Origin of the sequence: Streptomyces cavernae, assembly GCF_004023625.1 — a bacterium.
Taxonomy (GTDB): domain Bacteria; phylum Actinomycetota; class Actinomycetes; order Streptomycetales; family Streptomycetaceae; genus Streptomyces; species Streptomyces cavernae.
Genome location: NZ_ML137708.1, coordinates 275,530 through 292,130, shown reverse-complemented (window position 1 = coordinate 292,130; position 16,601 = coordinate 275,530). Strand labels below are relative to the sequence as shown.

Annotated in this window: 13 protein-coding genes; 3 read left to right on the top strand and 10 right to left on the bottom strand. The window is 72.0% G+C overall.

What is annotated here, in order from left to right; translation table 11 throughout:
• The first annotated feature begins 11 nt into the window (after nucleotides 1-11).
• Entirely contained in the window at nucleotides 12-2,516 is a 2,505-nt protein-coding gene (locus tag EF387_RS01350; RefSeq protein ID WP_128374578.1) for a SpoIIE family protein phosphatase, read from the top strand.
• Between the two features lie 76 nt (nucleotides 2,517-2,592).
• On the top strand, nucleotides 2,593-3,096 hold the full coding sequence (locus EF387_RS01345) for a metallophosphoesterase family protein (protein WP_128374726.1): 504 nt from the start codon (nucleotides 2,593-2,595) through the stop codon (nucleotides 3,094-3,096).
• Nucleotides 3,097-3,162: 66 nt separating this feature from the next.
• Here the strand turns inward: EF387_RS01345 and EF387_RS01340 are convergent, their stop codons facing one another.
• The 7 genes from EF387_RS01340 to EF387_RS01310 all read right to left on the bottom strand — a co-directional run bounded on the left by EF387_RS01340 (nucleotide 3,163) and on the right by EF387_RS01310 (nucleotide 10,936).
• Nucleotides 3,163-4,290: an XdhC family protein gene (locus tag EF387_RS01340; RefSeq protein ID WP_128374577.1), complete on the bottom strand. Its 1,128-nt coding sequence runs from the start codon at nucleotides 4,288-4,290 to the stop codon at nucleotides 3,163-3,165.
• Nucleotides 4,283-5,560: a vWA domain-containing protein gene (locus EF387_RS01335; protein WP_420802508.1), complete on the bottom strand. Its 1,278-nt coding sequence runs from the start codon at nucleotides 5,558-5,560 to the stop codon at nucleotides 4,283-4,285. The genes EF387_RS01340 and EF387_RS01335 overlap by 8 nt, the downstream gene beginning before the upstream one ends.
• Entirely contained in the window at nucleotides 5,551-6,435 is an 885-nt protein-coding gene (locus tag EF387_RS01330) for an AAA family ATPase (protein ID WP_128374575.1), read from the bottom strand. The genes EF387_RS01335 and EF387_RS01330 overlap by 10 nt, the downstream gene beginning before the upstream one ends.
• A 52-nt stretch (nucleotides 6,436-6,487) precedes the next feature.
• Nucleotides 6,488-7,336 carry an FAD binding domain-containing protein gene (locus EF387_RS01325; protein WP_128374574.1) on the bottom strand — a complete coding sequence of 283 codons (849 nt, stop codon included), beginning with the start codon at nucleotides 7,334-7,336 and terminating at the stop codon, nucleotides 6,488-6,490.
• Nucleotides 7,333-9,729 carry a xanthine dehydrogenase family protein molybdopterin-binding subunit gene (locus EF387_RS01320; RefSeq protein WP_128374573.1) on the bottom strand — a complete coding sequence of 799 codons (2,397 nt, stop codon included), beginning with the start codon at nucleotides 9,727-9,729 and terminating at the stop codon, nucleotides 7,333-7,335. Before EF387_RS01320 ends, EF387_RS01325 begins: the two co-directional genes overlap by 4 nt.
• The gene (locus EF387_RS01315; protein WP_128374572.1) at nucleotides 9,726-10,223 is read right to left on the bottom strand and encodes a (2Fe-2S)-binding protein; all 498 of its coding nucleotides are present in this window, start codon (nucleotides 10,221-10,223) and stop codon (nucleotides 9,726-9,728) included. The genes EF387_RS01320 and EF387_RS01315 overlap by 4 nt, the downstream gene beginning before the upstream one ends.
• 233 nt (nucleotides 10,224-10,456) lie before the next feature.
• Nucleotides 10,457-10,936: a hypothetical protein gene (locus EF387_RS01310; protein WP_128374571.1), complete on the bottom strand. Its 480-nt coding sequence runs from the start codon at nucleotides 10,934-10,936 to the stop codon at nucleotides 10,457-10,459.
• Between EF387_RS01310 and EF387_RS01305 the strand changes: the two genes are divergently transcribed.
• Nucleotides 10,929-12,767, top strand: coding sequence for a hypothetical protein (locus EF387_RS01305; protein ID WP_128374570.1), 1,839 nt, complete (start codon nucleotides 10,929-10,931; stop codon nucleotides 12,765-12,767). The genes EF387_RS01310 and EF387_RS01305 overlap by 8 nt on opposite strands.
• A gap of 139 nt (nucleotides 12,768-12,906) precedes the next feature.
• Here the strand turns inward: EF387_RS01305 and EF387_RS01300 are convergent, their stop codons facing one another.
• The 3 genes from EF387_RS01300 to EF387_RS01290 all read right to left on the bottom strand — a co-directional run bounded on the left by EF387_RS01300 (nucleotide 12,907) and on the right by EF387_RS01290 (nucleotide 16,388).
• Complete coding sequence (locus tag EF387_RS01300) at nucleotides 12,907-14,253, bottom strand: NAD(P)/FAD-dependent oxidoreductase (RefSeq protein WP_128374569.1); 1,347 nt, start codon at nucleotides 14,251-14,253, stop codon at nucleotides 12,907-12,909.
• A gap of 274 nt (nucleotides 14,254-14,527) precedes the next feature.
• Entirely contained in the window at nucleotides 14,528-15,391 is an 864-nt protein-coding gene (locus EF387_RS01295; protein ID WP_128374568.1) for an aldo/keto reductase, read from the bottom strand.
• 37 nt (nucleotides 15,392-15,428) lie between these two features.
• The gene (locus EF387_RS01290; RefSeq protein WP_128374567.1) at nucleotides 15,429-16,388 is read right to left on the bottom strand and encodes an alkaline phosphatase family protein; all 960 of its coding nucleotides are present in this window, start codon (nucleotides 16,386-16,388) and stop codon (nucleotides 15,429-15,431) included.
• Nucleotides 16,389-16,601: the final 213 nt, after the last annotated feature.

Below are 16,601 nucleotides of genomic sequence, written 5' to 3'. Positions count from 1 at the left end.
GAAGCGCTGTAATGACGGACGTGGTGACTGAGGGAGCGGCAGGACGCAGAACGGCAAATCTGCGGGTCGAGCTCGCCCTGAAGGCTCTGCCCGCCGACCTCGCCCCCCGCGAGCGGCTGCGTTCCGTCCTCGAACTCGTCCTCGCCTTCACCAGCGCCACGGCCGTCGCCGTGTACGCGCCCCGGGGAGACGGCGAGGACTTCCGGCTGGTCGCCTCCGCCGGTGCGCCGGGGAACCTGTACGGGCTGCACAAGACCCAAGCCGGCTCGGGGGCCCTGCCCGTGGCGGACGTCCACCTGCTGGGCCGGCCCGTATGGCTGCCGCCCGACGACATGGCCCCGTCCTCGGGCGACCGCACGGCACCCGCCCCCGCCAGTTCACCTACCAGGGACTTCTCGCTCGCCGTGCTGCCCGTCCCGGGCGAGGACCCGGCCCCCGGCGGCTGCCTGGTGGCGGCCGGCGACACCCCGGACGGGTTCGACGCGGAGGACCGCCGCAGCCTGCAACTCCTCGCCGAGGCCGCCACCTGTCCGGCGCCGTCCGCGCGAGCCGGTGAGCCGGGCGGCTTCGATCCCGCAGAGCTGCCCGCCAGCTCCTTCAGCCTCGCCATGGACAGCGGACGCGTGGACGTGGACGACGACCTGCTGGAGCTGTTCGGACTGGGGCGGGAGCAGTTCGACGGCAAGGTCGAGACGTTCCTCGCCCGGACCGTCCCGGAGGACCTGCCCGCGCTGATGTCCGTGGTCGAGGCGGACCACATGTCCATCGGCGACCGCGAGCTGGAGTTCCGTATCACCACGCCGTCCGGGGTTCCGCGCTGGCTGCGGCTGCGCGCCCAGCTGCTCCCCGGCGGCGACGTGGAGCCCGCCCGGCTGGTCGGCACCGTCGCCGAGGCCTCCGGGACGCGTCCCGGCGCCAACGACGTGGCCCGCGTCCAGCGCCTCGCCTCCGCCCTCGCGACGGCGGGCACCGTACGGGACGTCAGCAAGGCCGTGTCCGCCGCGCTGCGCCAGCCGCTGAGCGCCGACCGCATCGCCCTCGCCGAGCTGGAGGCCGACCGGCTGGTGGTGACGTTCCTCGACCCGCCGCAGCCGGAGGCCTGGCCGGAGCTGTGGCGCACCGAGTGGCGCTCCGAATGGCCCGACGCTCCGGTGCGCGCCATGCCCACCCTCGCGGCGGCCCTGCGCGAGGGACGGGCCGCGATCTGGCCGGCCGGGGCCTCGCTGGAACCCGCGCTCGCCGATGTCGGCCCCGGCGGACTCGCCGTGCTGCCGCTGCCCGCCGCCGGGCGCATGGCCGGGGCCTGCCTGATCGGCTGGGACAGCCCGCACCACTTCGGCCCCGACGAGCGTGCCCTGCTCACCGCCGCCGCGGGACTCACCGGTCAGGCCCTGATGCGCGCCCACGCCTTCGACGCCGAGCACGAACTGATCGGCATGCTCCAGCGGACGCTGCTGCCGCGCCGTCTGCCCACCCTGCCCGGCGGGGTCGCCGTGGCGCGCTATCTGCCCACCACCGCCGGCCTGGAGGTGGGCGGCGACTGGTACGACGTGATTCCGCTGCCCCACAACCACGTCGGCCTCGTCATCGGCGACGTCCAGGGCCACAGTGCCTCCGCGGCCACTGTCATGGGCCAGATGCGCACCGCCCTGCGCGCCTACGCCATCGAAGGCCACCCGCCGGATGTCGTCGTCGCGCACGCCAACCGCCTCCTCGTGGACATGGAGACCGACCTCTTCGCCACCTGCTGCTACGTCGACCTGGACATGGAGGAGGGCACCGCCTGGTGCGTCCGCGCCGGCCACCTGCCGCCGGTGCTGCGCCACCCGGACAGCTCCACCGAGATCGTGCCGACGGACGGCGGCCCACCGCTCGGCGTCATCTCCCAGGCCGACTTCCCGATGACCCAGCTCAGCCTGCTGCCCGGCACGGTGCTGGCGCTGACCACCGATGGCCTTGTCGAGTCCGCCGAGCTCGACCTGGAGGACGGGCTGCTGCGGCTCAGCGAGGTGTTCTCCGCGGCCGACCCCGGCGACCTCGGGCTGACCGCCGACGCCCTGCTTGCCGACGCCAACCGCCGCGACGACGTGGCACTGCTGCTGATCCGCTACGACGGCATGGCGACCCGGCCGCTGCGGGAGAGCTGGACGGTGTGGCGGGTCCCCGAGGCCGTCGGGCACGCCCGCCGCTTCACCCGCCGCACCCTGCGCGCGTGGAACCTCACGGCCGAGGCCGACACGATCCTCCTGGTCGTCTCCGAACTGGTCACCAACGCCCTCATTCACACCGCGGGCCAGGTCCGCATGGACCTCACCCACATCAACGACCGCTTCCGCGTCGCCGTGGCCGACGCCTCGCCCCGCACACCCGTCAAGTCCCCCAACCTCAGCTGGGAGTCCACCGGAGGCCGCGGCATCCTCCTCGTCGAGGCGATGTCGGAGTCGTGGGGCACGCTGCCGGTCAGCGGGGGCAAACAGGTGTGGGCGGAGATCGTGGTGGGCCAGGAGGAGTCCTGAAAGCCCCGCGGGGGACCTTCAGAACACCGCCGAGGCCACCCTGCGCCCCTGCCACGACCTGACTACCGTGAACGGCGTGCACCTGCTGCTGATGTCCGACACCCACCTGCCCAAGCGCGCCAAGGCACTCCCCGCCGCGCTGCTCGCCGAGGTCCCGCGCGCCGACGTGGTGGTCCACGCGGGCGACTGGGTCGACGAGGCCACCCTCGACCTGCTGCAGGACCGCTCCCGGCTGCTCGTCGCCGTCCACGGCAACAACGACGGTCCCGCGCTGCGGTCCCGTCTCCCGGAGATCGCCCGCGCCGAACTCGACGGCCTGCGCCTCGGCGTCGTGCACGAGACCGGCCCCGCCCAGGGCCGAGAACGCCGCTGCGCCGAGCGCTTCCCCGACCTGGACGTCCTCGTCTTCGGACACAGCCACATCCCCTGGGACACCACCGCCGAGACCGGCCTGCGCCTGCTCAACCCCGGCTCTCCGACGGACCGCCGCCGCCAGCCCCACTGCACCTACATGACGGCGACCGTGGCGGACGGCCGCCTCGCGGAGGTACGACTGCACCGGTTGCCGCCGCGCACCTGACATCCGGGGACGAGCGGGGACGGCCGGCACGCCGTCGGCCGGTGCGCGTCGAGGCCTTGGGAGTCCTTACAAGGGCTCCCGCACGGACGCCTCGCGCTCCGAGGGATGGACGGGCCCGGCGGTCGCACTCAGCGGCAGTCCGCTGCCACCCCACCGCAGCGCGACGATCTCGGCGGCGACGGAGACCGCCACCTCCTCCGGTGTACGCGCTCCCAGATCAAGGCCGACCGGAGAGCGCAGCCGGGCCCGTTCCGCCTCGGTCAGGCCCGCCTCGACCAGCCGTTTCGTCCGTTCGTCGTGCGTACGGCGGCTGCCCATCGCACCGATGTACGCGGCCGGCCGGCGCAACGCCTCCTCCAGCAGCGGGACGTCGAACTTCGGGTCGTGCGTCAGGACGCAGATCACCGTGCGGTCGTCGGTCACGGTGGTGCGGAGGTAGCGGTGCGGCCAGTCCACGACGACGTCCACGCCGGGCGGGAACCGTTTCGGCGTGGCGAAGACCGGGCGGGCGTCGCACACCGTGACCCGGTAGCCGAGGAAGTCACCGATGCGGGCGACGGCCGCCGCGTAGTCGATGGCACCGAAGACCAGCATGCGCGGCGGCGGTGCGAAGGAGTGCAGGAACACGGCGACGGAGTCCTCGCGCCGCTCGCCCCGCGGCCCGTAGTGCCGCTGCCCGGTGCCGCCCTGCGCCAGCTCGCCGCGGGCGTCGGCGGTGACCGCGGCGTCGAGCCCCGGCGAGCCGAGGCTGCCCGACACGGCGTCCGGCCACACCGCGAGCGAGGCGCCAACGGGCGCCGGCCCGGAGACCACCGTCGCGACCGCCACGGGCCGTCCCGCCGCCACCGACTCGGCCACCTGCCCGAACCAGGGGTCGGTCCCGGACGTGACCGGGCGCACCAGCAGCGTGATCTCCCCGCCGCAGGTCAGCCCGACCGCGAAGGCGTCCGTGTCGCTGTAGCCGAAGGTGGCGAGCCGTGGTTCGCCCGCCGCCACGACCTCCTTGGCCAGCTCGAAAACCGCGCCCTCCACACAGCCACCGGACACGCTGCCCAGCACCTCGTCGTCGGGCCCGACCGCCATCGCCGCGCCCGGTCCGCGCGGCGCGCTGCGGCTGACCGCGACCACCGTGGCGAGCCCGAACGGCGCCCCGGCCGCGTACCAGCGGCTGAGCGCCGGGAGGATGTCACGCATCGTCTGCTCCCTTCACAGAGCCCACCGAGTCGACCGAATCCACAGAGTCGACCGAGCTCACCGAGCTCACCGAGTCCACCGAGTTCGCCGAGTCGACCGAGGTCACCGAGCCCACCGCGTTCAGGGAGCTCGCCGAGCCACGCACCACGGCAGCCAGCCGCTCCAGAGCGTCCAGGCTGTGCCCTTCGACGAAAGCGTCCACGCTCGGCAGCGCCGCCGCCATCCCGCCGGCGATCGGGGCGTATCCGGGACGGGCCTTGCGCGGATTGGCCCAGATCACCCGGTGCGCCAATCGGTGCAGACGGCGCATCTGGGTGCCCAGCAGCTCCGGATCGCCGCGCTCCCAGCCGTCCGACAGCAGGACGACCACGGCGCCGCGCGCCATCCCGCGTTGCCCCCAACGGTCGAGAAAGGCACGCAGCAGCTCACCGAGCCGGGTGCCGCCGCGCCAGTCGGGCACGGCCGCCGCCAGCGCGGCCATCGCCACGTCCGGATCGCGGTGCGACAGCTCGCGGGTCACCCGAGTGATCCGGGTGCCGATGGTGAACACCTCGGTCGGCCCACCCCGGGTGCCCGCGTGCGCGAACCGCAACAGCGCGTCCGCGTACGGGGCCATGGAGCCGCTCACGTCCACGAGCAGGACGACCCGGCGCGGACGGTCGGCGCGCGAGTGCCGCCGCAGCAGGGCCGGTTCGCCGCCACTGCGCAGCAACAGCCGTACCGTGCGCCGCGGATCGACCGTGCCGCGCCGCGCCGGACGCCGGCGCGCGGTGCGCCGGGGCTGACCGCGCAGCGTGAACGCGGCCAGCAACCGCCGCAGTTGCTCTCGCTCGCCGGCGGTGAGCCCGGCGAAGTCGCGGTGCCGCAGCACCTCCGCCGCGGCGGCGAGGACCGGCACCGGCACCGCCTCCGCGGACGTCGAGGACGCGACCGGAGCGGGACCCGCGTCGCGTACGCTCAGCCGGACGCGCGGCCCGGGAGCCGTGGGCGGCGATCCGCCGTGCACCGGTGTCGCGTCGCCGAAGTACGCCGCGAAGACGCGCTCGTAGCGCTCCAGGTCGTCGTGGCCGCCGCACAGGGTGAGCCGCCCGGCCCAGTACACGTCGGAGCGGACGCCGGGCCGCAGTACGTCGACGGCGCCGAGGAAGGCCTGGACACGGTCGGGGCCCGCCTCGACCCCCGCCGCGCGCAGGGCCCGGGCGAACCCCACGACGACACCGGACGCGTCGGCCCGCGCCCCTTGCGCGGCGCCGCTGCCTCTCACACCCACCGCCGCTCGAGGATCCCGGACAGATCCAGGCCCCGTGCCCGGTCGGCGTCCTCCCGGTACTTCAGCACCGAGCCCAGCGTCACCACCGCCAGCTCCGCGTCCAGCTCCGTCGCGCCCAGCGCGTCCAGCGCCCGGGCCCAGTCGATGGTCTCCGCGACTCCCGGCGGCTTCAGCAGGTCCTCCGCCCGCAACGCCTGCGCCAGCGCCGTCACCTGCTCGGCGAGCCGAGCCGTCACCTCCGGCAACCTCCGCCGCACGATGGCCAGTTCACGGGCGAAGTCCGGATGGTCGAACCAGTGGTAGAGGCAGCGCCGCTTGAGCGCGTCGTGCACCTCCCGGGTGCGGTTGGAGGTGAGCACCACCACCGGCGGCTCCTTCGCCCGCAGCGTGCCCAGTTCGGGAACGGTGACCGTGTACTCCGACAGCAGCTCCAGCAGGAACGCCTCGAACTCGTCGTCCGCGCGGTCGACTTCGTCGACGAGCAGGACGCACGGCCAGGTCTCCAGCGCCCGCAGCAGCGGCCGCGCGAGCAGGAAACGGCGGTCGTACAGCTCGCCCTCCAGCCGTTCGGCATCCGTGATCCCCGCGGCCTCCGCCGCCCGCAGGTGCAGCAGCTGACGCGGGAAATCCCAGTCGTACAGCGCCTGCGCGGCGTCGATGCCCTCGTAGCACTGCAGCCTGATCAGCGGGGCGTCCAGACAGGCCGCGAGGGCGGACGCGAGCGAGGTCTTGCCCACGCCCGCGTCGCCCTCGCAGAAGATCGGCCGACGCAGTCGCAGCGCGAGGAAGGAGGCGACGGCCAGGCCGTCGTCGACGAGGTATCCCGTCTCCTCCAGCCTGGCCCGCACCTCCTGCGGACCGGTCCAACCGTCCATACTCTCTCCATGGCCCCGCGGGGCCGTTCTGGCCGTTCCGGGCCGCCGACGCTCACCCCAGGGCGGCCAGCACCGCCCGCCGGGTGAGCACCCGCGCCAGGTGCGCACGGTACTCGGGCGAGGCCGACGGGTCGGCGGACGGCTGAGTGCCGTCCGCCGCGGACTCCGCGGCCCGAGCCACCGCGTCGACCGGTGCACCCGCCAGCGCCGCCTCCGTGGCGGAGGCCCGCAGCGGTGTCGAGCCCATGTTGGTCAGCCCGATCCGCGACTCGGCGATGTGCCCGTCCTCGCGCCGGACGAGTGCGGCGACCCCGACCACCGCCCACGCCTGCGCGGTCCGGCTGAACTTCTCGTAGTGGAAACCCCAGCCGTCCTTCTTGGGGATACGCACCTCCACGAGCAACTCGTCGGGCCGCAGGGCGCTTTGCAGATAGTCGACGAAGAACTCCCGGGCGGGGACGGTCCGTCGGCCGCCGGGTCCCTCCGCGACCAGTTCCGCGTCGAGGGCGAGCGCCACCGCGGGCAGGTCCCCGGCGGGGTCCGCGTGGGCGAGCGAGCCGCCGAGGGTCCCGCGGTGGCGTACGGCGGGGTCGGCGACCGTGGCGGTGGCCGCGGCCAGCAGCCCGGCGTGGCGGCGCACCAACGGGTCGCGGATCACGTCGTGGTGCGTGGTCAGCGCGCCGATGACGAGGCTGTCCCCGTCCTCGCGCACACCCCTGAGCTCCGGTATGCGGCCCACGTCGACGACGAGCGAAGGGAACGCGAGCCGCAGCCGGAGCAGCGGCAGCAGGCTCTGACCGCCGGCCAGCACCTTCGCCTCGTCCTCGGCGGCGCCGTCGAGTGTGCCCACCGCTTCGGCGACGGTGGCCGGCCGGGCGTAGTCGAACGCGGCGGGAATCATGACGTCTCTCCCTTCTGCGCCCGCGCGTCCCGCAGCGCCTCCCACACCCGCTGCGGGGTGCACGGCATCCGCACGTCGGTGACACCCAGCGGGCGCAGCGCGTCGACGATCGCGCCCACGACCGCGGGCGTCGAGGCGATGGTGCCGGCCTCGCCCACTCCCTTGGCACCGAGGGGATTCGAGGTGGCGGGGGTCTCGGTGCGGTCGGTCACGAACTCGGGCAGATCCACCGCCGACGGCACCAGGTAGTCGGCCAGCGTGCCGGAGACGAGGTTGCCCTCGTCGTCGTACACGGCCTCCTCGTACAGCGCCTGTGCGATGCCCTGGGCGAGCCCGCCGTGCACCTGTCCCTCGACGATCATCGGGTTGACGACCCGGCCCACGTCGTCCACGCACACGTAACTGCGGATCAAGGTCCGCCCCGTCTCCGTGTCGACCTCCACCGCGCACAGGTGGGTGCCGTGCGGGTAGGAAAAGTTCTCCGGGTCGACGAGGTGTTCGGCGTTGATGGTGGGCTCCATGCCGTCCGGCAGGTCGTGCGAGGAGAACGTCTCGAACGCGATCTCCTGGATGGTCTTGCGGGCGTCCGGGGAGCCCTTCACCGAGAACACCCCGTCGGTGAACTCCAGGTCGTGCTCGCTCGCTTCGAGCAGGTGCGCGGCCACCTTCCGGGCCTTCTCCACCACCTTCCGTGCCGCGTGGTGGACGGCGGCCCCGCCGACGACCAGTGACCGTGACCCGTAGGTGTCCATGCCCTGCGGGGCGGCCTTGGTGTCGCCGTGCACCACCTCGACGTCCTCGAACGGCACCCCCAGCACATCGGCGGCGATCTGACTCCAGCAGGTCACATGGCCCTGCCCGTGCGGGCTGGTCCCGGTGACCACCTCGACCTTGCCGGTCGGCAGCATCCGGATGCTCGCCGCCTCCCAGCCGCCTGCCGCGTAGCGCAGGTCGCGCAGCACCCGGCTGGGCGCGAGACCGCACATCTCGGTGTACGTGGAGACGCCGATACCGAGCCGTACGGTGTCGCCGCGTTCGTTGCGCTTCTGCTGTTCGGAACGCAGGTCGTCGTACCCGAAGAGGGCGAGCGCCTTCTCCGTGGCGGCCTCGTAGTCGCCGCTGTCGTAGGTGAGCCCCGCGATGCTCGTGTACGGGAACTCCTCGTGCCGAATCCAGTTGCGGCGTCGCAACTCCACCGGATCCAGGCCGAGTTCGGCGGCCAGCTCGTCCATGATCCGTTCGATGGCGTAGGTGGCCTCCGGGCGGCCGGCGCCGCGGTAGGCGTCCGTGGGGGTCCTGGTGGTGAAGACGCCGGTGCAGTTGAACTCGTAGGCGTCCATCTTGTAGATCGCCGGATACATGAACGCGCCGAGGATCGGGATGCCCGGGGTGACCAGCATCAGATAGGCGCCCATGTCGGCGAGCAGATCCACCTTGAGGCCGAGGAGCCTGCCCTCGCGGGTCGCCGCGACCTCGATGTCCTGGATCACACCCCGGCCGTGATGGGTCGCCAGGAAGCCCTCGGAGCGCGACTCGGTCCACTTCACCGGCCGGCCCAGCTCCCGCGCCACCGCCAGCGCGATGGCCTCCTCGCCGTAGACCTGGAGCTTGGAGCCGAAACCGCCGCCGACGTCCGGGGCGACCACCCGCAGCTTGTGCTCGGGGACACCGGTGACCATGGAGAGCATGATCCGCAGGACGTGCGGGATCTGGGTCGCCGAGTACAGCGTGTACTCGCCGGAGGCGGCCAGCGGGGTGACCACCACCGCGCGCGGCTCCATGGCGTTGGGGATCAGACGCTGTTGGTGGTAGCGGCGTTTGAGGACGACGTCCGCCCGCTCGCGTACGGCGTCGAAGCTCTCACCGGTGGCGAGCGGCCAGTCGTAGCAGCGGTTGGTGCCCTTGTCCGCGTGGACCAGCGGGGCGCCCTCGGCGAGCGCGGCCTGAAGGTCCAGGACCGGGGGCAGCGGCGTGTAGTCGACCTCGACGGCTTCGAGGGCGTCGGCCGCCGCGTACCGGTCGCGGGCGACGACGACGGCCACCGGGTCGCCCGCGTAGCGCACCTCGTCGACGGCGATCGGCGGATGATCGGGCAGCACGATGTCCTCGGTCACCGGCCAGGCGCAGGGCAGCGAGCCCATCCCCCCGGCGAGATCGCGTCCGCTGAACGCGGCGACCACGCCCGGACGTTCCAGGGCGGGGGAGACGTCGACCCGGTCGATCCTGGCGTGCGCCATGGGGCTGCGCACGATCGCCAGGTACAGCAGTCCGGTGACGGAGATGTTGTCGGTCCAGTTGGTCTGGCCGGTGACGAGCCGGGCGTCCTCCTTGCGCGGCCGGGAACGCCCGACCTCCCGCCCGGTACCTGCCGGTTCGGTGATCTGATCGGTCATAGCGCGGCCTCCTGCGCCGGGACCCGGGCCGGGGTGTCCTGCCGCGCGGCGGCGAGCACGGCCCGCACGATGTTCTGGTAGCCGGTGCACCGGCACAGGTTGCCCTCGAGGGCGTGCCGTACTTCGTCCGGAGTGGGGTCCGGGTTCTCGGCGAGCAGGTCCCGGGCGGCCATGATCATGCCGGGGGTGCAGTAGCCGCACTGCAGCCCGTGCTGCTCATGGAAGGCTTTCTGCAGGGGGTGCCGGCTGCCGTTCGTGGCCAGCCCCTGCACGGTGGTCACTTCGCTGCCGTCGGCCTGTACCGCGAGGACGGAGCAGCTCTTGACGCTCTCCCCGTCCAAGTCGACCGTGCAGGCCCCGCAGTTGGAGGTGTCGCAGCCAATGGGTGTGCCGGTCAGACCCAGCCGGTCACGCAGGTAGTGGATCAGCAGGAGGCGGGGTTCGACCTCGTCCTCGTACGCGGTGCCGTCCACTTTCACCGAAATGCGGGTCATGTGCCCTCCCAGGAAACCGGGCGAGGGGTGCCCAATCGGACGTGATGGGTGTCACTTTAGGGCTGGGATCGGGTGAGAGGGGAGTGTGGCGCGGCGTGAAATCGCGCGGGAGGCAACACCGTCCCCAAGGCGCATTGACGGTCGGCCGCCCGCCGTGTATCGCTGACACAGGTCGACGCATCGACGCCGGGGCGCCGCCGGCACAGGGGGATGGGTGTGGATCGCTCCGTAGCTCACCACGTCCGCAGCGAGTTCCGCCTGCTCGACGCCTCGGTGCTCATCACACAACCGGTCGATGCCCTGCTGGGGATCAGTCCCCTTTCGAAACAGCAGCTCAAGAGGATCAACATCGAGTCGGTGTTCGACCTCGCCGCGTCGAGCTCTTCGGCACCGCTCAACGGATCGTCCACGCCGCGGAAGATCCGGACTCGACGTTCGCCTTGGCCGGCACCGCTCCACGAGACATCGTCGACACCGCGGGCCTGGCGATCCCGATCCGGGAGCTGCAACTGGAGCCGCTGCACCGGCTGCGCGGCATCAGCACCCGGCTGGCGGGGGACCTGGCGGCCGCACTGGCCGTGGCGACGATCCGGGACGCCGCGCTGTGGCCGCCGTATGTGGCGGCGCAGACCATACTGAGCATGGCGTTCGGTACTGCCCTTCGACGCCGCGGTTTTCGACATCGCCGGAGCGCCGGCCCGCACGGTGCCCATCGTCAATGTGGGGGTGGCCGCCGGCGCCGCGCCGAACTGGTACGGCCGCCACATCATCGACCTGCAGGCGGTCTTCGGCACGGGCGTCAGCATGCAGGACTTCTGGAACATACGCTCCATCCGACTGCGCCGGAAGAACGGCCAGGAGGAGTTCGCCGGTGAGATCACCGTCACCCTGACCGCAGAGACCGAGACGAACCCGGGGACGGCGGGACAGCCACCCTCGGGCCGGCCCGCGCCGAGAACCCTGACGCTCACACTGCCGGTCGCCGCGGGCGAGGCCACGGTGCCGGTGTACACCGTGGTGCAGACCGTCACCGGTGAGGAGTTGACGCGGCACCTCCAGGAAAACTCGCTCTACTACTCGCAGGCCGTCTGGAGCAGTCTCGACACGGCGACGCTGGGTCTGATGCTCTCGCCGTACACGTGGCAGGGCCGTGCACTGCTGGAGGTCATCGACCCGGTTCCCGTCGCTGTCGCCGGGAACTACCTGGTCTTCAGGACGTACGCCGAGGACGATTCCTGGGCGACGTTCCTCGACGACAAGAAGCTCAGGCTGGGTACCGCCCGGGAGACGGTCGTGGCGTTGCCGAGCGGCGGGGTGTTCGCCGAGGCCGTACTGGGCAGGTCCAACGCCGCGGAGAAACTCGACATCACCCGGTTCTGGAACTGGCAGGACTCGCCGATCCCCGTGGTCGCACCGGACATCGCCGCGCTGCAGGCCGGTTCTCGCGCGCAGGAGGAGAACCTGGTGCCCGGCCAGACGGCGGCACCGGTGATCAACATAGTGGACCCGGAGAAGTTCCCCGATCCTCAGGGCATCACCGCTGTCCTGGCCGCGCTCAATGCCCGACTACGACGAGACCACACACAAACTCATCAAGGTACCGTCGTCACTGCAACAACAGCGGGAAATCACGGACGAGGGGGCGGTTGGTACTACTGGGATGTGGACATCCCTGATGCCTCGTACCCACGCCGGTTCACCCCCACCACGATCTCGCTGGCGGTCCCGGACACGTTCGCGACGGGTCTCGGCTACACGCTCTACGTGCGCTCGGTGAGTTTCAATCGCCACTGCGGTGGGCCGGGCACAGCACTCCCCGTCACCCTCTACCGGCCGACGAGTGCTCCACCCGCTGTTCGTCCCAGCGGTGGGAAGAAGAAACCGGCGACGCCCGAACGCTCCTACACCGAAGGCGAATTCGTGGAATGGGCACCTACGGTGAGAGCCATCGGAGCGTCAACGACGTCCGCGTCAGGTCAGAAGGGAATGGATGTCAGGTCTCCGAGCTCGGTGGGCACGGGCGGAAACTGGCCTCTCTATGCCGTCGTGCAGGACACCACCACCTCCAGACGGCTCTGTCAGCCCATCGCCTTCGCCGTCCTGACGGGATCCGGACCTCCGGTCAGCGGGGCCGGCTTCAGCGCGTCGGCTGACTTCGCCGTCGCGTTGGCCGCGTTGCAGCCCCATGTGCCGGGCTACTCCAATGACGTGCTGTTCCGTTTCGCGAAGCTCGGCTCCGCTGCCGCTCTCCCGATGGATGTTCCCGGATTCCTGACGACCCCCGGCGCGACCGTTACGCCCAGAATCCTCTTCGACAAGGCGGAGCAGACAGCGCTGGTCGTGGACGCGAACCGCCACGGTGGGCACGAGAGGAATCCCGGGCGCGTCCGCCTGTTGGACCTGGGCGGGGGAGCGAGCCCTCTCGTCACCTTCGAGTTCGACGGATCCACGATCTCGGCCACGGTCAGGAAAGAGCCTGGCGGCTTCGAAGCCGTCATAGTCACTGATCGCGGGACCCGGCAGTGGAAGCTGCCCAGCACATGACCGGACCGCCCGCGCACCGCGGCGCCAGGTGGCCGAGGCCGCGCGTCCTTGGGCCCGTTATGGAACCGGACGGCGCGGCCTTCGTTAGGTGATCGGGTCCGGACACCTATGGGGTGCTGTGCGGGACTTCCAAACACCCCTAACTCCGTGTCCGCGCTGCCACCTCCTCCGGGCTCAGGTACACATCCGTCTGCTCGAAGTCCCGCAGCGCACCCTTCTTGTCCGCGAGGAAGCCCGTCCGCACGAAGTCGTCCCCCGCAACGGAGTTGAGGAACCAGTTCGCTCCGGTACGGAAGCGGGCGGCACCCGTGCGCAGTGCGAACAGGTGGTAGCCGCGGGCCACCACCTGTGCGGGTACGCCCTTCAGCCCCACCCCGAGCGGCTTGGAGACGGCGTCGGTGCCACCGAGGTCGACGACCAGACCCATGTCCTTGTGCCGGTACGGCTCCAGCGGCCGACCGCCCAGCAGGTTGGCGAGATTGCGGGCCGCGTGCTTGCCCTGGCGCATCGCATGCTGCGCGGTGGGCGCGCAGTACGAGCCGTCCTCCTTGGACAGATCGGGCACGGCCGCCGCGTCACCGAGCGCGAACACCCCGTCCAGTCCCGGAATCCGGAAGTCGGCATCGGTGGCGACCCGGCCGCGAACCGTCTGGGTGCCGAGCGAGGTGACGAGCGGACTGGCCGCCACTCCGGCCGTCCAGATCAGCGTCCGCGAGGACAGCACCCGGCCGTCGGTCAGGGTGATCTTGTCCTCGGTCACCGACGAGACCGACGTACCGAGCGAGATCTCCACCCCGCGCCCGCTCAGCATGCGCAGCGCCGTCGCGCCCAGTTTCTCGCCGAGTTCGGGCAGCAGCTTGGGGGCGACGTCGAGCAGATGCCACTTGATCAGACCCGGGTCCAGCCGGGGGTGGTAGCGCTTGGCCGCCGCGCTGGTCAGTCGCTGCAGACAGGCGGCCGTCTCGGTGCCCGCGTAACCGCCGCCCACGACCACGAACTGCAGCCGCGCCGCCCGCTCGTCGGCGTCCTGGGTCGCCGCCGCCAGGTCGAGCTGGGCGATGACGTGGTCGCGCAGGTACACCGCCTGCGCGAGCGTCTTCATGCCCCGCGCCTCGTCCAGCAGACCGGGAATGTCGAAGGTGCGGGTGACACTGCCCGGCGTGAGGACCAGGTAGTCGTACGGCAGGTCCACCAGCTCTCCGGTGATCTTGCGGACCACGCACACCTTGGAGTGCGGGTCCACGCCGATCACCCCGCCCGGCATGATGGCCGTACGGCGCAGGATGCGGCGCAGCGAGGGCGCCACCGACTGCGGGGTGATGACACCGGCCGCCACCTGCGGCAGCAGCGGGAGGTAGAGCTGGTAGCCGGTGGGACTGACGAGGGTGACCCGCGCCCGGCCCGGGGCGAGCCGCCGCTCGAGGCCGCGGGCGCACTCGACCCCGGCGAACCCGCCGCCGACGATCACTATGTTCGGTGTGTCCATCTCCGATGCCTCTCTGCGGAGCCTGACTACGGGATCACGAGCTCTGATGGCCCGCCTGCCCGGTCAGCCGCACGCTACCCGTCGGGCCGGTTCCGGGCGAGAGGGTCGCGTGGAGCCCGTCAGCGGATCTCGTGCAGGCAGGTCCCGGCGAGGGCACCGGCCACCGGCACGGACATGCTCGGCAGGGCGGCCACGCTCAGCGGGAAGGGCGACTGGCGGGCAGTACGCCGACGACGCCTGCCGGTGGATGGTTGCGGGACACGTTCCCGGGCGCTCAGACGCTGCTCCGGGGCAGTCGGTCGAGGCGGGCACGGTGGGCCGGAGTCAGGTGGATCCGGCCCGCGGCGAGGTTCTCCTCCAGGTGTGCCATCCGCGCGGTGCCCGGGATGGGGAGCATGACCGGGGAGTGGCCGAGGAGCCAGGCGAGCGCGATCTGTGTGGGGGTCGCGTCGAGCTCGGCCGCCACAGCGGCGACCTCGGCCGTCGCCCCCGCGTCCCCCCAGGCGACGGGCCGCCACGGCAGGAACGCGATCCCCGCCGCCTCGCACGCCGCGAGCACGGGCTCGTGCTCGCGGTCGAGCATGTTGTAGCGGTTCTGGACGCTCGCGACGTCGACGATCTCCCGCGCCCGGTCGAGCTCGTCGACGGTGACCTCGGACAGTCCGATCCGGCCGATCTTGCCCTCGGTCCGCAGGTCCCGCAGCGTTCCGAGCTGGTCGGCGAGCGGCGTGTCCGGATCGATGCGGTGCAACTGGAGCAACTCGATGCGCTCGACCCGCAGTCGCCGCAGCGCCCGCTCGACCTGGTCGCGCAGGACGGCCGGCCGCCCGTCGAGCTTCCACTCGCCCCCAGGGCCCGATCGGGCGACTCCGACCTTGGTGGTGACCAGCAGATCGTCCGGATAGGGGTGCAGGGCCTCGGCGAGGAGTTCCTCGTTGGCTCCCCCGCCGTACAGGTACGCGGTGTCGATCAGGGTGACGCCCAGCTCGACGGCCCGCCGGGCGACCGCGAGGGAGGTGTCCCGGACGGGACCCGGTTCGGTCGGCAGGTGCATCGCCCCGAACCCGAGCCGCCCTACTTCCAGGTCCCCGCCGATACGAAAGGTGGTGGATGCCGTGTGCGGTTGTGGCTCCGTCATGTGTGGTCGTCGCTCCCCTCGACAACGACCGACGCTATCAGGGGAGTTGGGTGCTTCCGGGCGGAGTGGCGGGTCGGGGCAGGATCCGGCCCGGCAGGTCCCGGTGGGCGTCGGGGCCGATGCCGAGGCGGTCCAGGACGGTGGGGGCGATGTCGATGAGACGCGGATCGGCGAGCCGGGTCCCGCCGGGCGCACCGGCTTCGGAGAGGATGACGAAGACCTGCCGCTCGACGTGGCTGTCGCCGCCGTGGCCGCCCGCGTCGAGATGGCCGTGGTCCGTGGTGATCAGCACGGTCCAGCGTTCGGCGGCGTGGCCGGGGCGCGAGCGCCGGCCCTCGATCGCCTTCAGCAGACGGCCGAGGTGGGCATCCTGGGCCAGCAGCGACTGGTCGTAGGCGGTGCTGAGCGGGCCCCGGCCGTGACCGGCTTCGTCGGTCGCGCCGAAGTACACGAACACGACGTCCGGGTCGCCGTCGGCGAGCCACCGCGCGGCGGTGTGGGCGACGAGGGCGTCCGCGGCGCCGTAGCCGTCGCGTTCGCCGTCGTAGTACACCAGGTCTCCGATGGACGGGCCGAGCGTGCCGCGCCGGACCAACTCCGGCCAGGACACCGCGGCCGCGGTGCGCAGACCGGGCCGGACGGTGGCCGCGCGGGTGAGGAAGTCCGGGTAACGGTCGTAGTCGGCACCCTTGAAGTCGTTGCCGGTCACCCCGTGCCGGTCGGGCCACACCCCGGTGAGCAGGCTCGACCAGCCGGGCCCGGAGTCGGTGTACGCCATGCTGGTCGTCGGGCCGTTCTCGGCCCGGCCGTCCGCCTCGCCGTAGGGCAACAGGCTGGTGCCGTGGGCGCCGGAGGCCATCAGGGCGTGCAGCACGGGCGCCACGGACGGCGATCGGGTCAGCCGGTCGTAGCGCAACCCGTCCATCCCGACCACGAGAACCCGGCCGTGCGTGCCCAAGTCCGGGGAACGCGGGGAGGCTTCGTGGGTGGGGAACATGGCATGACTATAGGGGGGGTCGCGGTCGGCGGAGGAGTGTTCGGCCGCGACGGACCTGTGAGCAGATCGCGCTCCCTGTCACCGCGGGCGGGTACGCGTCGTTCAATGCCTGTGCTCCGGCGCCACGAGGCCAGGACGCACATCCCGTCCGGCCTTACCGGCATGACGGACGACCTCGCGCGTTGCGTGCTTTTGTCGCCCTCTATCCTCCAT

Coding starts and splice junctions, on each gene's coding strand:
- EF387_RS01295 (WP_128374568.1), bottom strand. CDS start 15,391: ATGACGGAGCCACAACCGCACACGGCATCCACCACCTTTCGTATCGGC.
- EF387_RS01330 (WP_128374575.1), bottom strand. CDS start 6,435: ATGGACGGTTGGACCGGTCCGCAGGAGGTGCGGGCCAGGCTGGAGGAG.
- EF387_RS01325 (WP_128374574.1), bottom strand. CDS start 7,336: ATGATTCCCGCCGCGTTCGACTACGCCCGGCCGGCCACCGTCGCCGAA.
- EF387_RS01290 (WP_128374567.1), bottom strand. CDS start 16,388: ATGTTCCCCACCCACGAAGCCTCCCCGCGTTCCCCGGACTTGGGCACG.
- EF387_RS01315 (WP_128374572.1), bottom strand. CDS start 10,223: ATGACCCGCATTTCGGTGAAAGTGGACGGCACCGCGTACGAGGACGAG.
- EF387_RS01300 (WP_128374569.1), bottom strand. CDS start 14,253: ATGGACACACCGAACATAGTGATCGTCGGCGGCGGGTTCGCCGGGGTC.
- EF387_RS01310 (WP_128374571.1), bottom strand. CDS start 10,936: ATGGGCACCGTGCGGGCCGGCGCTCCGGCGATGTCGAAAACCGCGGCG.
- EF387_RS01340 (WP_128374577.1), bottom strand. CDS start 4,290: ATGCGTGACATCCTCCCGGCGCTCAGCCGCTGGTACGCGGCCGGGGCG.
- EF387_RS01350 (WP_128374578.1), top strand. CDS start 12: ATGACGGACGTGGTGACTGAGGGAGCGGCAGGACGCAGAACGGCAAAT.
- EF387_RS01320 (WP_128374573.1), bottom strand. CDS start 9,729: ATGACCGATCAGATCACCGAACCGGCAGGTACCGGGCGGGAGGTCGGG.